Below are 15,627 nucleotides of genomic sequence, written 5' to 3' on the forward strand. Positions count from 1 at the left end.
CTACTAGTCTGTTTTTGATGTCTTTGTTAAATGTCATGAAACTGTTGATACAACTCTTGGCGGTTGAGCTGATAATCTTTAGCGATTTTTTTGATGGCCTGGTTGGGTTTCATCCCTGCCTCAATTTCTGCTTTGACAAGAGCAATGATGTCCACGTCTTCGGCATTTGCCTTAGTTTCAGCTGGACTTGCTCCTGAAACGATCAAAAGGCACTCACCTTTTAATGGATTTGCAGTGATGTAATCACATATTTCTGAAATCGTCCCTCGTTGGTACTCTTCAAACAGCTTGGTCAGCTCTCTGACTAAAACAACCTGACGGTCGCCATAACAAGCCATCATGTGAGACAGGGTCTCTTTAACCCGATAAGGAGACTCATAAAAGATTTGTGTCTCAGGGTAATTAGCCTTACTGGTAAAAAATGCTTTTTGCTGCCCTGCTTTTCGAGGTAAAAACCCATAAAAAACATGGGGCTGTGGAGCCAGACCACTTGCTATCAGCCCTGTAATTCCTGCAGAAGCACCTGGAAGTGCCACTACTGAAATATCATGCGCGATGGCTTCTTTTACCAAGTCGTGACCTGGGTCCGAGATAGAAGGCATCCCCGCATCAGAAACCTGAGCCAAGGAATGACCTGCACGTAGCAAGCCAATCATATCAGGAATCTTCTCATAGGCATTGTGGTCATGAAAGCTGATTTGCTTGGTGTCAATGCCAAAGTGCTTGAGGAGTAAGCCAGTGTTTCGAGTATCCTCTGCACAGATGTAATCAACCATCTTAAGGGTCTCAACGGCTCTAAAAGTCATGTCTTGTAAATGACCAATCGGCGTTGGGACCAAATAAAGGGTACCGTACTCTGTTGTTTTATTGAAACTTTTTTGAATTTGCATGGTGTTACTTTCTATCTAATAATTCTCTACAGAACATACACTCTTCATCATTTTCACGACGCTGTCCGTAGAAAAAATTACAGATATGAAAGCCTTCATCATAAATGCCTTCCAAGTGATCTTTTCCTTGTTTTGAAGGGCTTTTGGTTAGGGTTTCATGCTCAAGTTGATGCAAGCGATCGCGCAATTTTGTATTTTCTAAACGGATAACTGTGTTTTCTTCAACTAAGGATTGCACTTGTTTTTTCATAGCTTCAATATCAGCTAAAGTAACCATCAAGTTTTGTGAAAACCCGTCAAAGGCATCAAATAATTCTTTTTTATTCACCTACTTTAACCTCCTCTAAAGCATATGTTACTGGAGACATCTGGTCTTTAAAATGCACCTTGATGGTCTCGTTAAAAATATCAATGGCAGTCACAACAGCGAGCCCATCTCTAGTCTCCACTATACTACCATAATCAGGGAATTTTTTCTTACTTTCTTGGTAAAAACTCTCCTCATACTGCAAACAACAAAGCAAGCGACCGCAGCAACCTGTCGTTTTCCCAGAATGCAAAGACAAGCCTTGGTGTTTGACCATTTTAATAGAAACTGTTGGAAATTCCCCTAAAAAACTCGAACAACACAGAGGCCTACCACAGGGACCTAGCCCTCCATAGATTTGTGCTTCTTCGCGACTATTGAGCTGGCGTAGCTCTATTCTTGTTTTAAAATAGCCTGCTAAATCTCTGAGTAATTGCCTAAAATCGACACGGTCTTCTGCAGAAAAAGTAATGAGCACATAGCTTCTTTCCAAAGAAAACACAGTATCAATAAGCTTCATTGGTAACTTGTTTTTAGCAATTAATCCTGTAACAACGGCTTTAGATTGCTCGGCAAATTGAGCGTTTTGGTCGTGCGCCTTGATGTCCATCGTGTTAGCAAGGCGCAAAACCGTTGGCAACTCACTTGGCAACTCCTCAGCCTCAAAATCTTTTTCGGGCTGACTGACAAAAGCTAGTCTGCTGCCTTTGCTATCTTTGATAACCAGAGATGTCCCTTTAGGGTAGGGTCTATCTGTCTGAACATATTTAACTGGATCAGTATCACTATATTTTATTCCAATAGTCTTTATCATGATATCACCATATATTCTAACGTGTTTTGAAAATTGACATGACTTTGCCACATCTGTTTAGCTTGATAGGCAGATGTTAAATAAGTAAAAGCGTTTGGTTGACTATAATCTTGTGCCAAAATCAGGGGAAGAAGCGTCAAGACCATGTCTTGCTCGTCTTTTTCACCAGCCAGCTGGACCAAACGGTTGAGCTCCAAATAAGCTTGCAAGGGATTTGCTAACCAAATGGAGACAAAACGCTCCGTCTGTGTGATTAATTCTGACAGTTTTGTCTGCTGGGACCATTCTATCACTTGTGCCTCGTTTTTTGCTAACTGCGCTAATAAAACTGCCTGTCCTTTCAAGAGCCCTTGTTCTTGAGCTAACTGAGCTAAATAGGCGTCTTGTTTTGGAAAATGAAAAATCTGCGTTCTGCTTTTGATGGTTGGCAAAACCTTATTTTCATCATTTGTCAGTAAAAAGATATAAGCATCGCCTTGTGGCTCTTCGATATATTTTAGCAGACTATTAGCGGCATTGACGTGCATTTTGTCACAGTCTTTAATGATGAAAACCTGACGCTTTCCTTCATACCCTGTTTGAGAAAAGTTAGCCATCATTTCCTTAACAGTATCTGTTTTAATGATTTGACCGGTCGGCTCTAAAACCGTAACATCAGCAAAGTCTCCTTGATCAATCAACTGGCAAGACCGGCACTCTTGACAGGGATTTACCCCTACTTTAAAGTCACAAAATAAGGCTTTCGCTAAAAAAATAGCCATATCGGCATTGGCAAAATCTCCCGAAAAGAGATAGGCATGGCTTAATCGTTCCTTGCGCAAAATCTCTTGAAACGCTTGATAAACCTTTGGAGCCTTATCAGCTAAATCCATTACGACACTCCTTTTTTAAGCTTCTACGACCTTTAAAACAGCTCCTAAGACGTCTTCGACTACCTTCTCCAGAGCTTGCGACGCATCAATCGTTACAATTCGCTCGGGATTTTCTTTAGCCAGCTCAAGATACCCTTGGCGTACCCTTTGGTGCATATCTAGTTGCTCCAAATCCAAACGATTAACCTCGCGCGTGTGGTTTGACTCAATCCTTGCTAAGCCAAGATCTGAAGGGATATCCAGATAAAGGGTTAAATCTGGTTCTATACCATCTGTGGCAAAATGGTTAAGCCACTGAATATCTTGTTTTGACAGACCACGACCAGCGCCTTGGTAAGCGACTGAACTATCGATAAAGCGGTCAATAAAAACCAAAGCTCCTGATTCAAGTGCTGGCAAAACCTTCTCGATTAAATGCTGTCTTCTTGCAGCTACATAAAGCAAGAGCTCTGTTTTGTCATCCATAGCAGTATGGTTAACATCTAAGATCACCTGACGGATACTTTCTGATATAGCAACTCCTCCAGGCTCTCTTGTTGCTAGTAGTTCCTGCTGCAATCGTGCCTCCAAAATAGGGACAATTCTTGCTAAAACGATCGTTTTCCCAGCGCCATCTGGTCCTTCAATGGTGATTAATTTTCCTTTTATCATCTTGCTTCCTTTGTGTTTTCTTACTCTATTCTACCAAAATTTAAGTCAAAAAACACTGCTATTTGATCTAGCAGTGCTCTATCGCTAGCCCTTATTAGAGCTCAAGCTTTTAGTACCAAAGATTATGATACGTCTTCGATAGTTTCTTGGGTCTCATTACGGTGCAAATTGCCAACAAAGTCACGATCGATGTCGTCAAAAGCTGATAATTTTACTTCTTTGACAAATTTCAAACGGTCTAATTCTTGGACTTTAGCTTCAACGTCTTCTTTGTTAACATAAAGCATGACGTAGCGCGAGCGCTTTGACTGGTAATGCAGGTCACCATATTTCAGCACTTTTCTGGCATCTCGGTTATAGTAGAGGTAAATAACGAGTCCAATACGATCTTGTTTTTGAAACATTATACTCTCTTTTCTTTAATATTTTGATAGGGCCCTGAGGGATGCGGGGCTTTTTTAGCTGCTAAAGGAAGATCAGTATCAACAAAAATATCTTGTGACACTGCGCTTGCGATTTCTTGTGTGATGTCAGCTAAAATGGTTTGCAAGTCAACTTGGGCCAACCGCAAATCAATAACCAAGGGGTGCAAATCAATTTGCTTTTTTTGACGCAAAAACTCCTGGCGCAAGGCTTTACCTTCTGGACGACAAACAAGACACTCTTTCATCGCTTCATGTTCTTCCACAAGAGCCTGAAATGTAACCAATTGCTTTTGCAAGGTTTCGTCCTTTTCAAAAGCGCATTTAGCAGTGATGTAAGATTGGTATTGACTGGTTCTTTTGAGATCTTCAATTAAATGGTCAATAAGCTCTTCAATGGCCATTAAGTTTTCATCGATGACTAACATAGCTAGATTATATCATTAACAAGGCTTAAAGTACAGAAAGACCGCTACTAGCTGTTAGAGATTTTTAGACATCTCTGTGGATAGAGCTAGCAAATCTACCAGCAAGTCCTTGTGTTCTGTAATGAGAAAATAAATCTGGTCTTCACTCAGTACACCTGATTTTATCCCATCTGTCGGCTGCTCCCGTAACTCAAACCATTTTTGACTGCCATAAAAATCCCTCACCTCACGATAACTATCATAGGCTTCTCGAAAGGCCTCAAGGCTTGTTTTTAAATTGTCTAATTTTGGTTTAAAGCTATCATAACTAGCTTCAACATGGCAAAGCAGTTGTTTGTCATTTGGTTCCATGCTATCTCTTTTCTAGTGTCACAAAGGACACATCAAAACACCCTAGACGAGTCTAGGGTGTTTGTGTGATCAAGACTCAATTATTTGAGCTCGTTACTTTCCATGATTTCATCAATGAAACCATAAGCCAAGGTTTCCTCAGCACTCATCCAATAATCACGCTCAGCGTCTTTGTGGATTTGTTTGATGGTTTTACCAGCATTTTGTGCCAAGATTTTTTCAAGACGGTGACGTGTTTTCAACAGATGCTCAGCTGCAATAGCCATATCTGTCTGTTGTGTGCCACCACCTGTGCCACCCATTGGCTGGTGCATCATGTACTCAGCATTTGGAAGCATAAAGCGTTTGCCTTTAGTCCCTGATGAAGCAATGATGGTACCCATAGAAGCTGCCATACCCATCACAATGGTCTGTACATCTGATTTAATGAAGTTCATCGTGTCAACAATGGCCAAACCTGCTGAAACAGAGCCACCTGGGGTATTAACATAAAGGTAAATGTCTTTGGTGTTATCTTGGGCGTCTAAAAACAAGAGCTGGGCAATAACTGAATTTGCCATGTTGTCTTCGACAGGTCCTGTCAGCATAATAATACGATCTTTTAATAATCGAGAATAAATATCGTAAGAACGCTCCCCGCGACTTGTTTGTTCAATAACTACTGGAATCATAAAATTCTCCAATCTACAATGGTTTGTCTGCTCTGATTGTAATGGACACAAGGCCTTTTGCAGAGCTTTTTATATAATGATTGACTTTATTATAATCTTTTGGTCAATAAAGGTCAAATAATAAACACGGTCCCAAAAAACTTCCCAATGATAGCTGGAAAGTTTCTTGTGATTGACCATGATATCAGGTTATTTGGTTCCAAACAAGCGATCGCCTGCATCACCCAAACCAGGCACAATATAGCCGTGGTCATTTAGTTTTTCATCAAGAGCCGCTGTAAAGATGTCAATATCTGGATGTGCTTCTTGAAGTTTTTTAACGCCTTCTGGAGCAGCAACAAGACAAATGAACTTAATATTTGCTGCGCCACGCTTTTTCAAAGAATCCACAGCTAAGATTGCAGAGCCTCCGGTAGCTAACATTGGATCAACAAGGAAGATTTGACGTTGGTCAATATCTTCAGGAAGTTTCACCAAATATTCGACAGGCTCTAGGGTTTCTTCGTCACGATACATGCCGATATGCCCAACTTTTGCCGCAGGAACCAAACTCAAAAAACCATCTACCATCCCGATCCCAGCTCTAAGAATCGGAACAATCGCTAATTTTTTACCAGCCAATTGTTTTTGAACTGTTTTAGAAACTGGCGTCTGTATGTCTACATCTTCTACTGGAAGGTCACGCGATACTTCATATCCCATAAGCATAGCAATTTCATTAACCAATTCGCGGAAATCCTTGGTTGATGTGTCTTCTCGACGTAAGATTGAGAGTTTATGCTGGATAAGCGGATGCGAAATAACTTGAAATTTTCCCATGTTGATGTACTTCCTTCTTAATTTTTTACACTTTCACTATTATATCAAAAATATATAGGCTTGGCTTGGCAAATCTGTGCTTTTGTCAATTTATTTTGGGAAGGCTTGCGCAATTCGCTGGCATGCCTCTATCAGTGTGGCCTTAGGCGTCGCAACATTTATCCGTGCAAAGCCTTTTCCTTGGGGACCGAAAGCCTGACCATTGTTTAAAACTACCTTGGCTGTTGAGGTCAAGCGACTCATAAGCTCAGCTTGAGATAAACCATAAGCTGAAAAATCTAGCCAAACCAAATAAGTCGCCTGGGGTTTCATGACCTTGATTTGCGTATACTGTTCCAGATACTCGCAAAGAAAAAGGATATTGTCTTCTAGTACCTTTTTTAGTGCGTCTAGCCACTGACTACCTGACTCATAAGCAACTTGGGTAGTGAGATAGCCAATAGTTGGAATTTCCTGCTGATGGTTGCGTTCTTGTTGCTTGATAAAGGCTTGCCTAAGCTTTGGGTTTTCAATGATGGCAAAGCTATTTTTAGTCCCCGCAAGGTTAAAAGTCTTAGTCGCTGAGGATAGAACTAGACTAATGTCGGCAAATGTTTTGTCCACCGTATTAAAAGAGTGGTGCTGATGCCCAAACAAGGTCAAATCTTGATGGATTTCGTCTGAGATCACCAAAACATTATGCTTGAGGCAGATATCTCCTATCTGTTTTAGCTCTTCTTTGGACCAAGCGCGACCGCCAGGATTATGAGGGTTGCAAAGAAGATAAAGCTTGATGTCTTCTGAAATAAATTCTTGCTCAAAAGCTTCCATGTCCATCTGAAATTGCCCATTTACTAGCTCAAGGGGTTGGCGTCTGAGGCGTCTATTGTTTAGTCTTACCATATTGGCAAACGGTGGGTAGACAGGACTATTAATCAACACAGCATCCCCTTGTTTTGTCAGAGCCTGAATGGCAATGGCAATAGCAGGGACAACGCCACTAACCAAAACCAACGAATCTTGACTAATCTGGTAACGGTGCTGAGTTTTTTCCCAGCTCATAATGGCATCAAACAATTCTTGTTTAGGGTAACTGTAACCAAAAATAGCCCCCTGCCCATGGCTGATAATTGCTTGACGCAAGGCAGGAAAGGGCTCAAAATCCATATCTGCTACCCAAAGTTGCAACAAATCAGGATTATCCTCAGACGCTCGCCATTTAACAGAACCTTGACCTAGTCGATTAGGCAGGGCCACAAAGTCATATGTTGTCCTATCAGGGTCCATTATCTCAAACCTCTCTTCTTTATCAAACTTAAAAAACGAACAAGTCAATCAGGATACTGCTATCTGCTGGCTTGTTCGTTTAACGATTATCTCACTGCATGTTTAATTTTTGACGCCAAACGGCTGCTCGTGGCCCAATCAATTTATCCAACTGATGCGTCATCAAGCTCAAATAAGCATAAACCGCCAGTCCTAAACCGCCAACAAGAAGCAGATACAATAGACTCGTCAATCGGCTAGTCGGCGTCACGATATAGCCAAGAAGCCAATTTCCCAAATACACAACCCCTCCCATAATAAGGGTTTGCACCAGTATCAACAAAATCCTCTTGTGCAGTAATCGGCGATTAAACCGCGTTACCTGATGAAGTTTTCGGTACATAAGGTAGATTGGAACAGACAAGCTAATAGTCGTTGCTAAAAGCGGCCCATAAGCATGTAAAAAATAAATGCTAGGGACTTGCAGCACTAATTTAATCAAAACCCCCACAAAAAAGTAATGAATGGCTTTGCGATTTTCAAATAGGGCTTGTAACATTGGTGAAAACAAAGTATACAAGGCCAAGAGCAGTGTCTGTAGCAGTACGGCAACAAACAATTCGATGGCTTGGTCCTCGCTAACGCCATAAAAAACAGTGTAGAGCGGTCTAGCCAGTATCACAGCTCCTGTCAAAGCTGGCAGCAAAAACATCAATAACATCTCAATATTACTAATGATTAATCGCGCCGCTGCTTTCATGTCTTTTTTGACATAGTTTTCAGTCATTAAGGCAATGCCAATGCCTCCAATAGAGGCCGCTACCGCAATCAAAATCATGGTGATTTTTGCTGGATTGGCATTGAAGTACCCAAACAAGACCCACAATTGAGGGTGCGAATAATTGGTAAACCAAGACATGGCATTCACAAAAGTCCATTGGTCAATCAATTGAAAGGCCTGGATGGCACTACCTGTTATGATAAAAGGAATTGATTCTTTGAGGGTTTCAAATAATAAGCCTTTTATATCAATCGGAATATCATGCTTAACCGGCGTAAAGATGGCCTTGAGCAGTCCTTGTTTCCAAAGATAGTAGACCAAAACTCCCATACTAGCAATCATCCCAATAAAGGCCGCAAAGGTTGACTGCGTCACCGCTGCAATGTAATCACCTGAACCTAATTTCATAATGAAAAAGGTTGTCAGAAGCATCCAAATCACGCGAATGGTTTGCTCGGCAATTTGACTCAAGGCATAAGGCTTGATGTCCTTGTACCCTTGAAACACTCCTCGGATAACACTCATCACAGGAAAGACAAATACCGCTAATGAGAGGCTATGCATGATTGGAACTAGCTTGTTATCGGCTCCCGACATGGCGGCAAAAATAGGAGAGCCGAGATACATCAGGATAGCAAAAACAAAGCCCAAAACTAGCATAACCTTTAAAATGCTGCGAATGAGCTGGTAACTATGCGTTTGTCGCCCCATTGAATTGTATTTGGCGATTTGTTTAGCAATGGCAACATTGAGGCCGGTTGTTGAAATCAATAAAAAATAGGCATATACATTATATCCCATGTTAAAAAGAGCGTTGGCTTGTGTTGCGTATTGCCCCATCCATATGTACCAAGGAATAATATATAAAACACCTAAAAATCGGCTAATGAAGTTTCCTGCCGTGGACCAGGCGGCGCCTTGGACCATGAGTTCTTCTTGTGTCAGTTGTTTTTTTTCTGTCGACATAGTTATTCTTTCCACTTTTTATTAGCTTTATTATAAACTTTTGCCTGTCACTTGTAAAACAAGAACTTTAAGGATAAAATAAGGGTATGATTACGATTGAAGAAACCTTAAGCATTTTAAAAACAGACCATAATTTCCGAGAAGTCATTGATCCTGATGGCTACCATTATCAGTATAGCGGTCTAACCTTTGAGCACCTGACCTATGACAGTCGTCAAGCGACTCAACATAGCCTATTTTTTGCAAAAGGGGCTGGTTTTAACGTTGACTTTTTGCACCAAGCCATTGAAAAAGGCTTGCGTTGCTATGTTTCTGAGATAGACTACCAACTAGATATTCCAGTGATTGTGGTCTCAAATATTAAAAAAGCAATGAGCCTAATTGCCATGGCCTTTTATGGCAACCCGCAAAACCAGTTAAAGCTTCTAGCCTTCACCGGAACCAAAGGGAAAACCACCGCGGCTTATTTTGCCTACCATATCCTCAAAGAATCGCATCAACCAGCGATGTTGTCTACCATGAGCACCACCTTAGATGGTGAGACTTTTTTCAAATCTGAGCTGACCACTCCTGAAAGTTTAGACCTCTTTGCCATGATGGCTCAGTGCGTTAAAAATGGCCGGAGCCATCTGATTATGGAAGTATCTAGCCAAGCCTATTTGGTTAATCGTGTGTATGGCCTTACCTTTGATGTTGGCGTGTTTCTCAACATTAGCCCAGACCATATCGGCCCTATCGAGCACCCTAACTTTGAAGACTATTTCTTTCACAAACGCTTGCTAATGGCAAATAGCAGAGCTGTTGTGATTAATAAAGGCATGGATTATTTTGACTTGGTCGCTGAACAGGTAGCTGGAGTCCCCCATGATAGTTATGGTAGTGATTCTGATAACCACATTACTAATAGTCAAGCCTTTTCTTTTGATGTTGACGGCAAATTGGCTGGTTCCTACGACATTCAACTTATCGGACACTTTAATCAAGAAAATGCCATCGCTGCAGGCTTAGCCTGTCTCAGATTAGGTGCTAGTCCACAAGATATTGCAAACGGCATCGCAAACACTCGCGTTCCTGGTCGCATGGAGGTCTTGACCATGGCCAATCAGGCCAAGGTATTTGTAGACTACGCTCATAATGGTGACAGCCTAGAAAAATTATTATCTGTGGTTGAAGAACATCAAAAAGGACAGGTTGTCTTGATTTTAGGAGCGCCTGGTAACAAAGGCGAAAGCAGACGTGCTGACTTTGGACATGTGATTAATCAGCATCCTAATATTGAGGTCATCCTAACGGCTGATGACCCTAACTTTGAAGACCCTCAATCCATTTCTCAGGAAATTGCTAGCCACATCACTCGCGACGTTACCATTATCACTGATCGCACAAAAGCAATCGAGATTGGTATGGAGGCCTGCAAAACCCCACAAGATGCACTGATTATTGCTGGAAAAGGGGCTGACGCTTATCAGATTATCCAAGGTCAAAAAGCCGAATACCCTGGTGACTTAGCTGTTGCTAGTAACTTATTAAATCGCATCACTCATTAATCTAAATCCAAATAGATAAAAAAAGGCTCTTCGAAGCCTTTTTATTATTGGTTAATTTTGTCTGTTATCGCTTAGCTTGAAACTTCAGTGGTTCTGTTGTCGTCATCTGTAAGCGATAGCGATGCTCCTCTAAAGGACTAATATACCCCAAAAAAACCAAGGCATCTACAAAAATATCTGGACGTTTTTGCATCACTACCTCTTTTTTGGTAAATTTTAATAAAAAACTCGTCAGATATTTCAAAGCATACTCCTGATTAACATCCCCCAAAAGAGCATAGAGTTTCTTTTGATCTGCTGATAAGGACTCCTGCCTTTTTAACCGATAAAAATAGTTGGCTAGAGTCAATTTTTCTCGATCAATGCCTGTGCTCTCCTGGATAATCACTTGGTTGGTTTGGTTGGTCAACTGAGTGTCAAAAGTCAGAGATAACAATTCCTCATACAAAGGAGAGTTGGTATCAATAGCGATGGTGTCTTCTAACCTAAGAGCTGTCATATCTGTTACTAGAGGCAGAGTGAGGCGATAGCGCCTGTTCTCTCGGCTGATATAAGCAGCCTTGACATATGCTTCTATGGACCTATCAAGGTTCTTTACTTCAGGAAAATCTTTTTTGAGTTGGCGCAAAATGACCTCATCATGCTGGTCTAAATAGGCAACAAGGTCCTTGAAAAAGGGCTGACGCATGAGCTTATCGGGATTAAATAATCTTATCATGACTCTATTATACCAAAAAATTAGACTCTCTCATCAAAAGATTGACATCAACGCAACGCTTGCTTATGACACGAAAAAAGCTACCTTTTTAAAGGTAGCTTTTTTGACACGATTCTTTAGGTAGACAAGTGTTTTAGATTGTCTTAAGCTCCAAAACTTTCTGTTAATTGAGGAACCACTTGTTTTTTACGAGAAACTGCTCCTGCTAAGAAAGCATGGTTATTTTCCAATTTAAAGTTAAAAGCAGCTTCAACCTTATCCATATTAGCCCCAAGAGCCAAAATTTCAGAGTTAGAATTGACAATATCTGTAATCATCAAAACAAAATCTGAATACCCTTCAGTTGTCATGGCATCTTTAATAGCCTCTTCGATAGCATCTTGACGGTCTAACACTTCTGAGATGTCCACAGTATTGACCTGAGCCACGCGAACGGCATTGCCATTTAGTTCAAAGGTTTTAGCATCAATGTCAATCAAATCAACAGCAGTTTTGCTTGAAAGATTTGTTCCAGCTTTGAGAAGGGCCATCCCATACTCTTGCAAGTCAACGCCAGCAAGCTCTGCCATTTCAGGAGCCACACGACGATCTGAAGCATGAGTTGTTGGTGATTTCAAAAGCAAGGTATCTGAAATCAAGCCAGATAATAGCATTCCTGCGATGTCTCTTGGCACATCGACATTATTTTCTTTGAACAGACGGTAAACAATAGATGAGGCAGAACCAACTGGTTCAATACGCATATAAAGAGGGGTTGCTGTTTCAAAATTTGCAACACGGTGGTGATCAACAATCCCATGAATCTCAACGTCACGAATGTCTGAAATCGATTGTTGGAACTCGTTATGGTCTGTCAAAATAACTTTGTCAGCACCTTCTGCTTTGGCAGATGTTACCACGCGCGGTGCAGGAACCTTAAAATAGTCCAGCGCAAATGCTGTTTCTTCATTAGGCTCACCCAAGGCCACAACCTCTGTATTTAGACCAAAAGCTTTTTTAGACAAGTAATCAAATGCGTAAGATGATGCAATGGCATCTGTATCTGGGTTTTGATGACCAAAAACTAAAATGTTTGACATAATATTTCTACCTCATTCTCTTTATTCACCTTATTTTAGCAGAAATAAAAGCTAAAATCAAAGGGATAATCATTCTAATGAAGCTTTCGAGACACAAAAGAGCCAGGTGGTGACTTCCCTAGCTCTGTTTATCATGATTGATGAATGCGATTCATGTATTGGGTATAGGACTCTGTCTTTAGCAAATCCTTAGCATTTTGCACACGCTCTTTTGTTGGTGGTTTAACACCTGCCAATTGATACGGTATGCCTAACTCACGCCATTTGAACTCACCCATAGTATGATACGGCAAGACTTCAAACTTATCCACATTGTTCAAGGTTTGCACAAACGCACCTAATCGTTTTAAGTGGTCATCGATATCTGTCAAACCAGGAACCAAGACGTGACGAATCCAAACAGGAATGTTTTTATCTGATAGATACCTTGCAAATTGCAAAATGTGCTTATTGGGCTGACGCGTCACAATCTTATGTTGTTCTTCATCGATTTCTTTCAAATCTAACAAGACAAGATCGGTTACCTCTAACAACTCATCCAGAATCTTATGGTAATCTGGACTTTCACGGTAAGCAAAACCACAGGTATCTAAGGTCGTGTGAATGCCTAATTGCTTAGCTTTTTTAAATAGAGCTGTGATAAACTCTATTTGAAGCATGGCCTCACCACCAGATACGGTAATCCCTCCTTTTTGTCCCCAAAAATGTTTATATTGCAAAGCTTCCTTTAGAACATCATCAACTGTTCGTAACTTTGAATTGTTCGTTTCCATCTCCCAAGTATCTGGATTGTGGCAATACTGACAACGCATCTTGCAACCTTGCAAAAAAATGATAAAACGAATTCCTGGACCATCCACAGAGCCAAAACTTTCTGTCGAATGCACCATACCAGTTACTTGTCCATAATCTTTTTCAGTCATTGCATCTCCTTCACTTCTTGTAAACGTTTTTACACTTTCATTATATCATTTTTCACAAAAAAGACTAGGTATCTACCTAGTCTTCTTCGATAATCTGTTCTATATTAGAAATGATTAGTTTCAATTTAGTGATTCGACCGTCCTTGACCTTGTCATTTATCAGGTGCAGGTGCTTGTCTTTGCTATCACATTCAAAGCTTTGTTTTTTCTCCTGGCTTGGTATGGTCCCAATACCCGTTAAGTAAAAGCCTGCAATGGTGTCAACGTCATCACTTTCAAGCTCAGTGCCAAAATACTCGTTAAATTCGTTCAAGGTCATGGTCCCCACCACAATATAGGTGTTTTCCCCGATTTCATGAACATATTTTTCTGCCTTATCGGTCTCGTCATCAATTTCACCGACGATTTCCTCAAGCAAGTCCTCCAAAGTAACCAAACCTGCAACACCTCCATACTCATCAAGCAATATAGCCATCTGATTTTGGGTGTTTCGGAGCTGCCTTAGCAAGTCGTCAACAAAAATAGTTTCTGGAACAAAGAGTGGTTCTTGCAAGATTTTTCGCATGTTGATTTTTTCAAATCCTTGTCGAAACCCTGATTCCAAAAGTCTCTTGGTATGGATTAGGCCGATAATTTTATCTTTATCAACATCATAAACAGGAATCCGCGAAAAGCTCTGCTTCAATATTTCTTGAATATTTTCAATAGGGTCTTCGTTGATATCAATCATGAAGGCATCCGTCCGTGGCACCATAACTTCACGCGCCATCATCTCATCTAGCGAGAAAATCCCTTGTAACATTTCGATTTCTTCGGCGTCAAGAGTCTCCTCACTATTTGTGAGCATGTACTCAATCTCGTCACGCGTCATGCGCTCATCAGCATCATCAAAGGTCATTGGAGTAATACGACTCAGTAAATTTGTCGAAGCAGACAAGAGCCAAACAAAGGGGCCTACAACTTTCCCTAAGACAATAATGATTGGCGCTGAAATAATAGCCAGCTTGTCTTTTAAGTTCATGGCAATGCGCTTAGGATAAAGCTCCCCCAAAACAATCGAGACGTAGGTTAAAAAAATCAAGGAAATCACGCTACCTGCTGTTTGGGCAGTCGTTGACCCTCCTAGCCATCCTGCAATCTCTTTTCCTAATGAAGCTGATAAACTAGCCCCTGATAGCAAACTGATAAAGGTGATGCCAACTTGAATGGTTGATAAAAAATTGTTGGGTTGCTCTAAAACGTTTAAGAGACGGATATACCTTTTGTCACCGTCTGCAGCTTTTTGCTCAACACGAGAACGGTTGAGAGAAACAAGGGCCATTTCACTGGCTGAAAAAAAAGCATTTAGCAGGGTCAGGATAAATAATAGTAAAAACTGAACAAACAAAGGCTGACTCACAGGGTCTTCCATTTAATAATAACTCCTAGAAAATAATATAGTATCCTTATTATATCATAATTCACCATTAGTTTGTGCTTATTTGACAACAATGTTCAAAGACCCCAAGGACCTCTTTTTATTCTTTGGAGCACCATGATAGAATAGGATTTTTGATAAGGCAAAAGGCTCAGCTAGATGTCTTTTTGGGGCACTATGGCTAGCTTTTCAAGCATGATTAAAAAAGGAGGGGTGTTAATCTGATTTAAAGGTTTGTAAAGCATTGCTGCAAACTCTCTTTGGTCTAAGTTAGTCACGTAGTCTAACACAGCGTCTTTTTCCATGTCACCCCCTTGGTGACCATAGTAGACCATAATAGCAATTCTACCACCTATTGACAGTCTTTGGAGTAATTGTTCCAAAGACTGAAGGGTTGTCTGTGGCTGCGTAATGACGGCTTTGTCCGAACTTGGTAGATAGCCCAAATTGAAAATCGCTGCATCAACCTGATCAACATACTTTCCAACATGCTCATGCCCATCTAAAATCAATTGCGCATTATTAAGGTTTTCGTGACGTAATTTGTCAGCTGTTTTTTCAAGGGCTTGGGCTTGTATGTCAAATGCATAGACAGTCTTAGCTAACTTGGCTAAAAAGACGGTGTCATTGCCGTTTCCCATAGTCGCATCCACGACAACACTATCTTTTGTGATGACTTCTGCGAGAAACTCATGAGAGACTTGGATTGGTCGTTTCATCTAAAAA

The 15,627-nt window shown here is 40.8% G+C and carries 18 protein-coding genes; 1 reads left to right on the forward strand and 17 read right to left on the reverse strand.

Features of this window, described 5'->3' with window-relative positions; translation table 11 throughout:
• Nucleotides 1-26 precede the first annotated feature (26 nt).
• From rsmI to AKK44_RS06915, 12 genes are all read right to left on the reverse strand, one after another.
• On the reverse strand, nucleotides 27-890 hold the full coding sequence (gene rsmI / locus AKK44_RS06860; protein ID WP_054279068.1) for a 16S rRNA (cytidine(1402)-2'-O)-methyltransferase: 864 nt from the start codon (nucleotides 888-890) through the stop codon (nucleotides 27-29).
• Between the two features lie 4 nt (nucleotides 891-894).
• On the reverse strand, nucleotides 895-1,218 hold the full coding sequence (gene yabA, locus AKK44_RS06865) for a DNA replication initiation control protein YabA (RefSeq protein ID WP_037596045.1): 324 nt from the start codon (nucleotides 1,216-1,218) through the stop codon (nucleotides 895-897).
• Nucleotides 1,211-2,011 (reverse strand): regulatory iron-sulfur-containing complex subunit RicT, encoded by an 801-nt coding sequence (ricT, locus tag AKK44_RS06870; protein ID WP_054279069.1) that lies wholly within the window; start codon nucleotides 2,009-2,011, stop codon nucleotides 1,211-1,213. The genes yabA and ricT overlap by 8 nt, the downstream gene beginning before the upstream one ends.
• The gene (locus AKK44_RS06875) at nucleotides 2,008-2,883 is read right to left on the reverse strand and encodes a DNA polymerase III subunit delta' (protein ID WP_054279070.1); all 876 of its coding nucleotides are present in this window, start codon (nucleotides 2,881-2,883) and stop codon (nucleotides 2,008-2,010) included. Before AKK44_RS06875 ends, ricT begins: the two co-directional genes overlap by 4 nt.
• Nucleotides 2,884-2,898: 15 nt before the next feature.
• Entirely contained in the window at nucleotides 2,899-3,534 is a 636-nt protein-coding gene (gene tmk, locus AKK44_RS06880; RefSeq protein ID WP_054279071.1) for a dTMP kinase, read from the reverse strand.
• A 122-nt stretch (nucleotides 3,535-3,656) separates the two neighbouring features.
• Complete coding sequence (locus AKK44_RS06885; RefSeq protein WP_037596050.1) at nucleotides 3,657-3,938, reverse strand: YlbG family protein; 282 nt, start codon at nucleotides 3,936-3,938, stop codon at nucleotides 3,657-3,659.
• The gene (locus tag AKK44_RS06890) at nucleotides 3,938-4,384 is read right to left on the reverse strand and encodes a YlbF family regulator (protein ID WP_054279072.1); all 447 of its coding nucleotides are present in this window, start codon (nucleotides 4,382-4,384) and stop codon (nucleotides 3,938-3,940) included. Before AKK44_RS06890 ends, AKK44_RS06885 begins: the two co-directional genes overlap by 1 nt.
• Before the next feature lie 54 nt (nucleotides 4,385-4,438).
• The gene (locus AKK44_RS06895) at nucleotides 4,439-4,735 is read right to left on the reverse strand and encodes a DUF4298 domain-containing protein (protein ID WP_054279073.1); all 297 of its coding nucleotides are present in this window, start codon (nucleotides 4,733-4,735) and stop codon (nucleotides 4,439-4,441) included.
• An 80-nt stretch (nucleotides 4,736-4,815) separates the two neighbouring features.
• Complete coding sequence (locus AKK44_RS06900; RefSeq protein ID WP_054279074.1) at nucleotides 4,816-5,406, reverse strand: ATP-dependent Clp protease proteolytic subunit; 591 nt, start codon at nucleotides 5,404-5,406, stop codon at nucleotides 4,816-4,818.
• 189 nt (nucleotides 5,407-5,595) lie between these two features.
• Nucleotides 5,596-6,225 (reverse strand): uracil phosphoribosyltransferase, encoded by a 630-nt coding sequence (gene upp / locus AKK44_RS06905; protein ID WP_037596056.1) that lies wholly within the window; start codon nucleotides 6,223-6,225, stop codon nucleotides 5,596-5,598.
• Nucleotides 6,226-6,315: 90 nt separating this feature from the next.
• Nucleotides 6,316-7,491, reverse strand: coding sequence for a MalY/PatB family protein (locus tag AKK44_RS06910; RefSeq protein WP_054279075.1), 1,176 nt, complete (start codon nucleotides 7,489-7,491; stop codon nucleotides 6,316-6,318).
• A gap of 91 nt (nucleotides 7,492-7,582) precedes the next feature.
• On the reverse strand, nucleotides 7,583-9,217 hold the full coding sequence (locus AKK44_RS06915) for a putative polysaccharide biosynthesis protein (RefSeq protein ID WP_054279076.1): 1,635 nt from the start codon (nucleotides 9,215-9,217) through the stop codon (nucleotides 7,583-7,585).
• 86 nt (nucleotides 9,218-9,303) lie between these two features.
• Between AKK44_RS06915 and AKK44_RS06920 the strand changes: the two genes are divergently transcribed.
• On the forward strand, nucleotides 9,304-10,764 hold the full coding sequence (locus AKK44_RS06920; RefSeq protein WP_054279077.1) for a UDP-N-acetylmuramoyl-L-alanyl-D-glutamate--L-lysine ligase: 1,461 nt from the start codon (nucleotides 9,304-9,306) through the stop codon (nucleotides 10,762-10,764).
• Between the two features lie 64 nt (nucleotides 10,765-10,828).
• On the opposite strand, the gene AKK44_RS06925 is transcribed toward AKK44_RS06920, so the two are convergent.
• The 5 genes from AKK44_RS06925 to AKK44_RS06945 all read right to left on the reverse strand — a co-directional run bounded on the left by AKK44_RS06925 (nucleotide 10,829) and on the right by AKK44_RS06945 (nucleotide 15,620).
• On the reverse strand, nucleotides 10,829-11,482 hold the full coding sequence (locus AKK44_RS06925; RefSeq protein ID WP_054279078.1) for a DUF1803 domain-containing protein: 654 nt from the start codon (nucleotides 11,480-11,482) through the stop codon (nucleotides 10,829-10,831).
• Between the two features lie 143 nt (nucleotides 11,483-11,625).
• Complete coding sequence (locus tag AKK44_RS06930; RefSeq protein ID WP_054279079.1) at nucleotides 11,626-12,561, reverse strand: manganese-dependent inorganic pyrophosphatase; 936 nt, start codon at nucleotides 12,559-12,561, stop codon at nucleotides 11,626-11,628.
• Nucleotides 12,562-12,692: 131 nt separating this feature from the next.
• The gene (gene pflA, locus AKK44_RS06935) at nucleotides 12,693-13,484 is read right to left on the reverse strand and encodes a pyruvate formate-lyase-activating protein (RefSeq protein WP_037596066.1); all 792 of its coding nucleotides are present in this window, start codon (nucleotides 13,482-13,484) and stop codon (nucleotides 12,693-12,695) included.
• Nucleotides 13,485-13,560: 76 nt separating this feature from the next.
• On the reverse strand, nucleotides 13,561-14,895 hold the full coding sequence (locus AKK44_RS06940) for a hemolysin family protein (RefSeq protein ID WP_054279080.1): 1,335 nt from the start codon (nucleotides 14,893-14,895) through the stop codon (nucleotides 13,561-13,563).
• Between the two features lie 161 nt (nucleotides 14,896-15,056).
• Nucleotides 15,057-15,620: a tRNA (mnm(5)s(2)U34)-methyltransferase gene (locus AKK44_RS06945; protein WP_054279081.1), complete on the reverse strand. Its 564-nt coding sequence runs from the start codon at nucleotides 15,618-15,620 to the stop codon at nucleotides 15,057-15,059.
• Nucleotides 15,621-15,627: the final 7 nt, after the last annotated feature.

Source organism: Streptococcus phocae, from assembly GCF_001302265.1.
Taxonomy (GTDB): domain Bacteria; phylum Bacillota; class Bacilli; order Lactobacillales; family Streptococcaceae; genus Streptococcus; species Streptococcus phocae.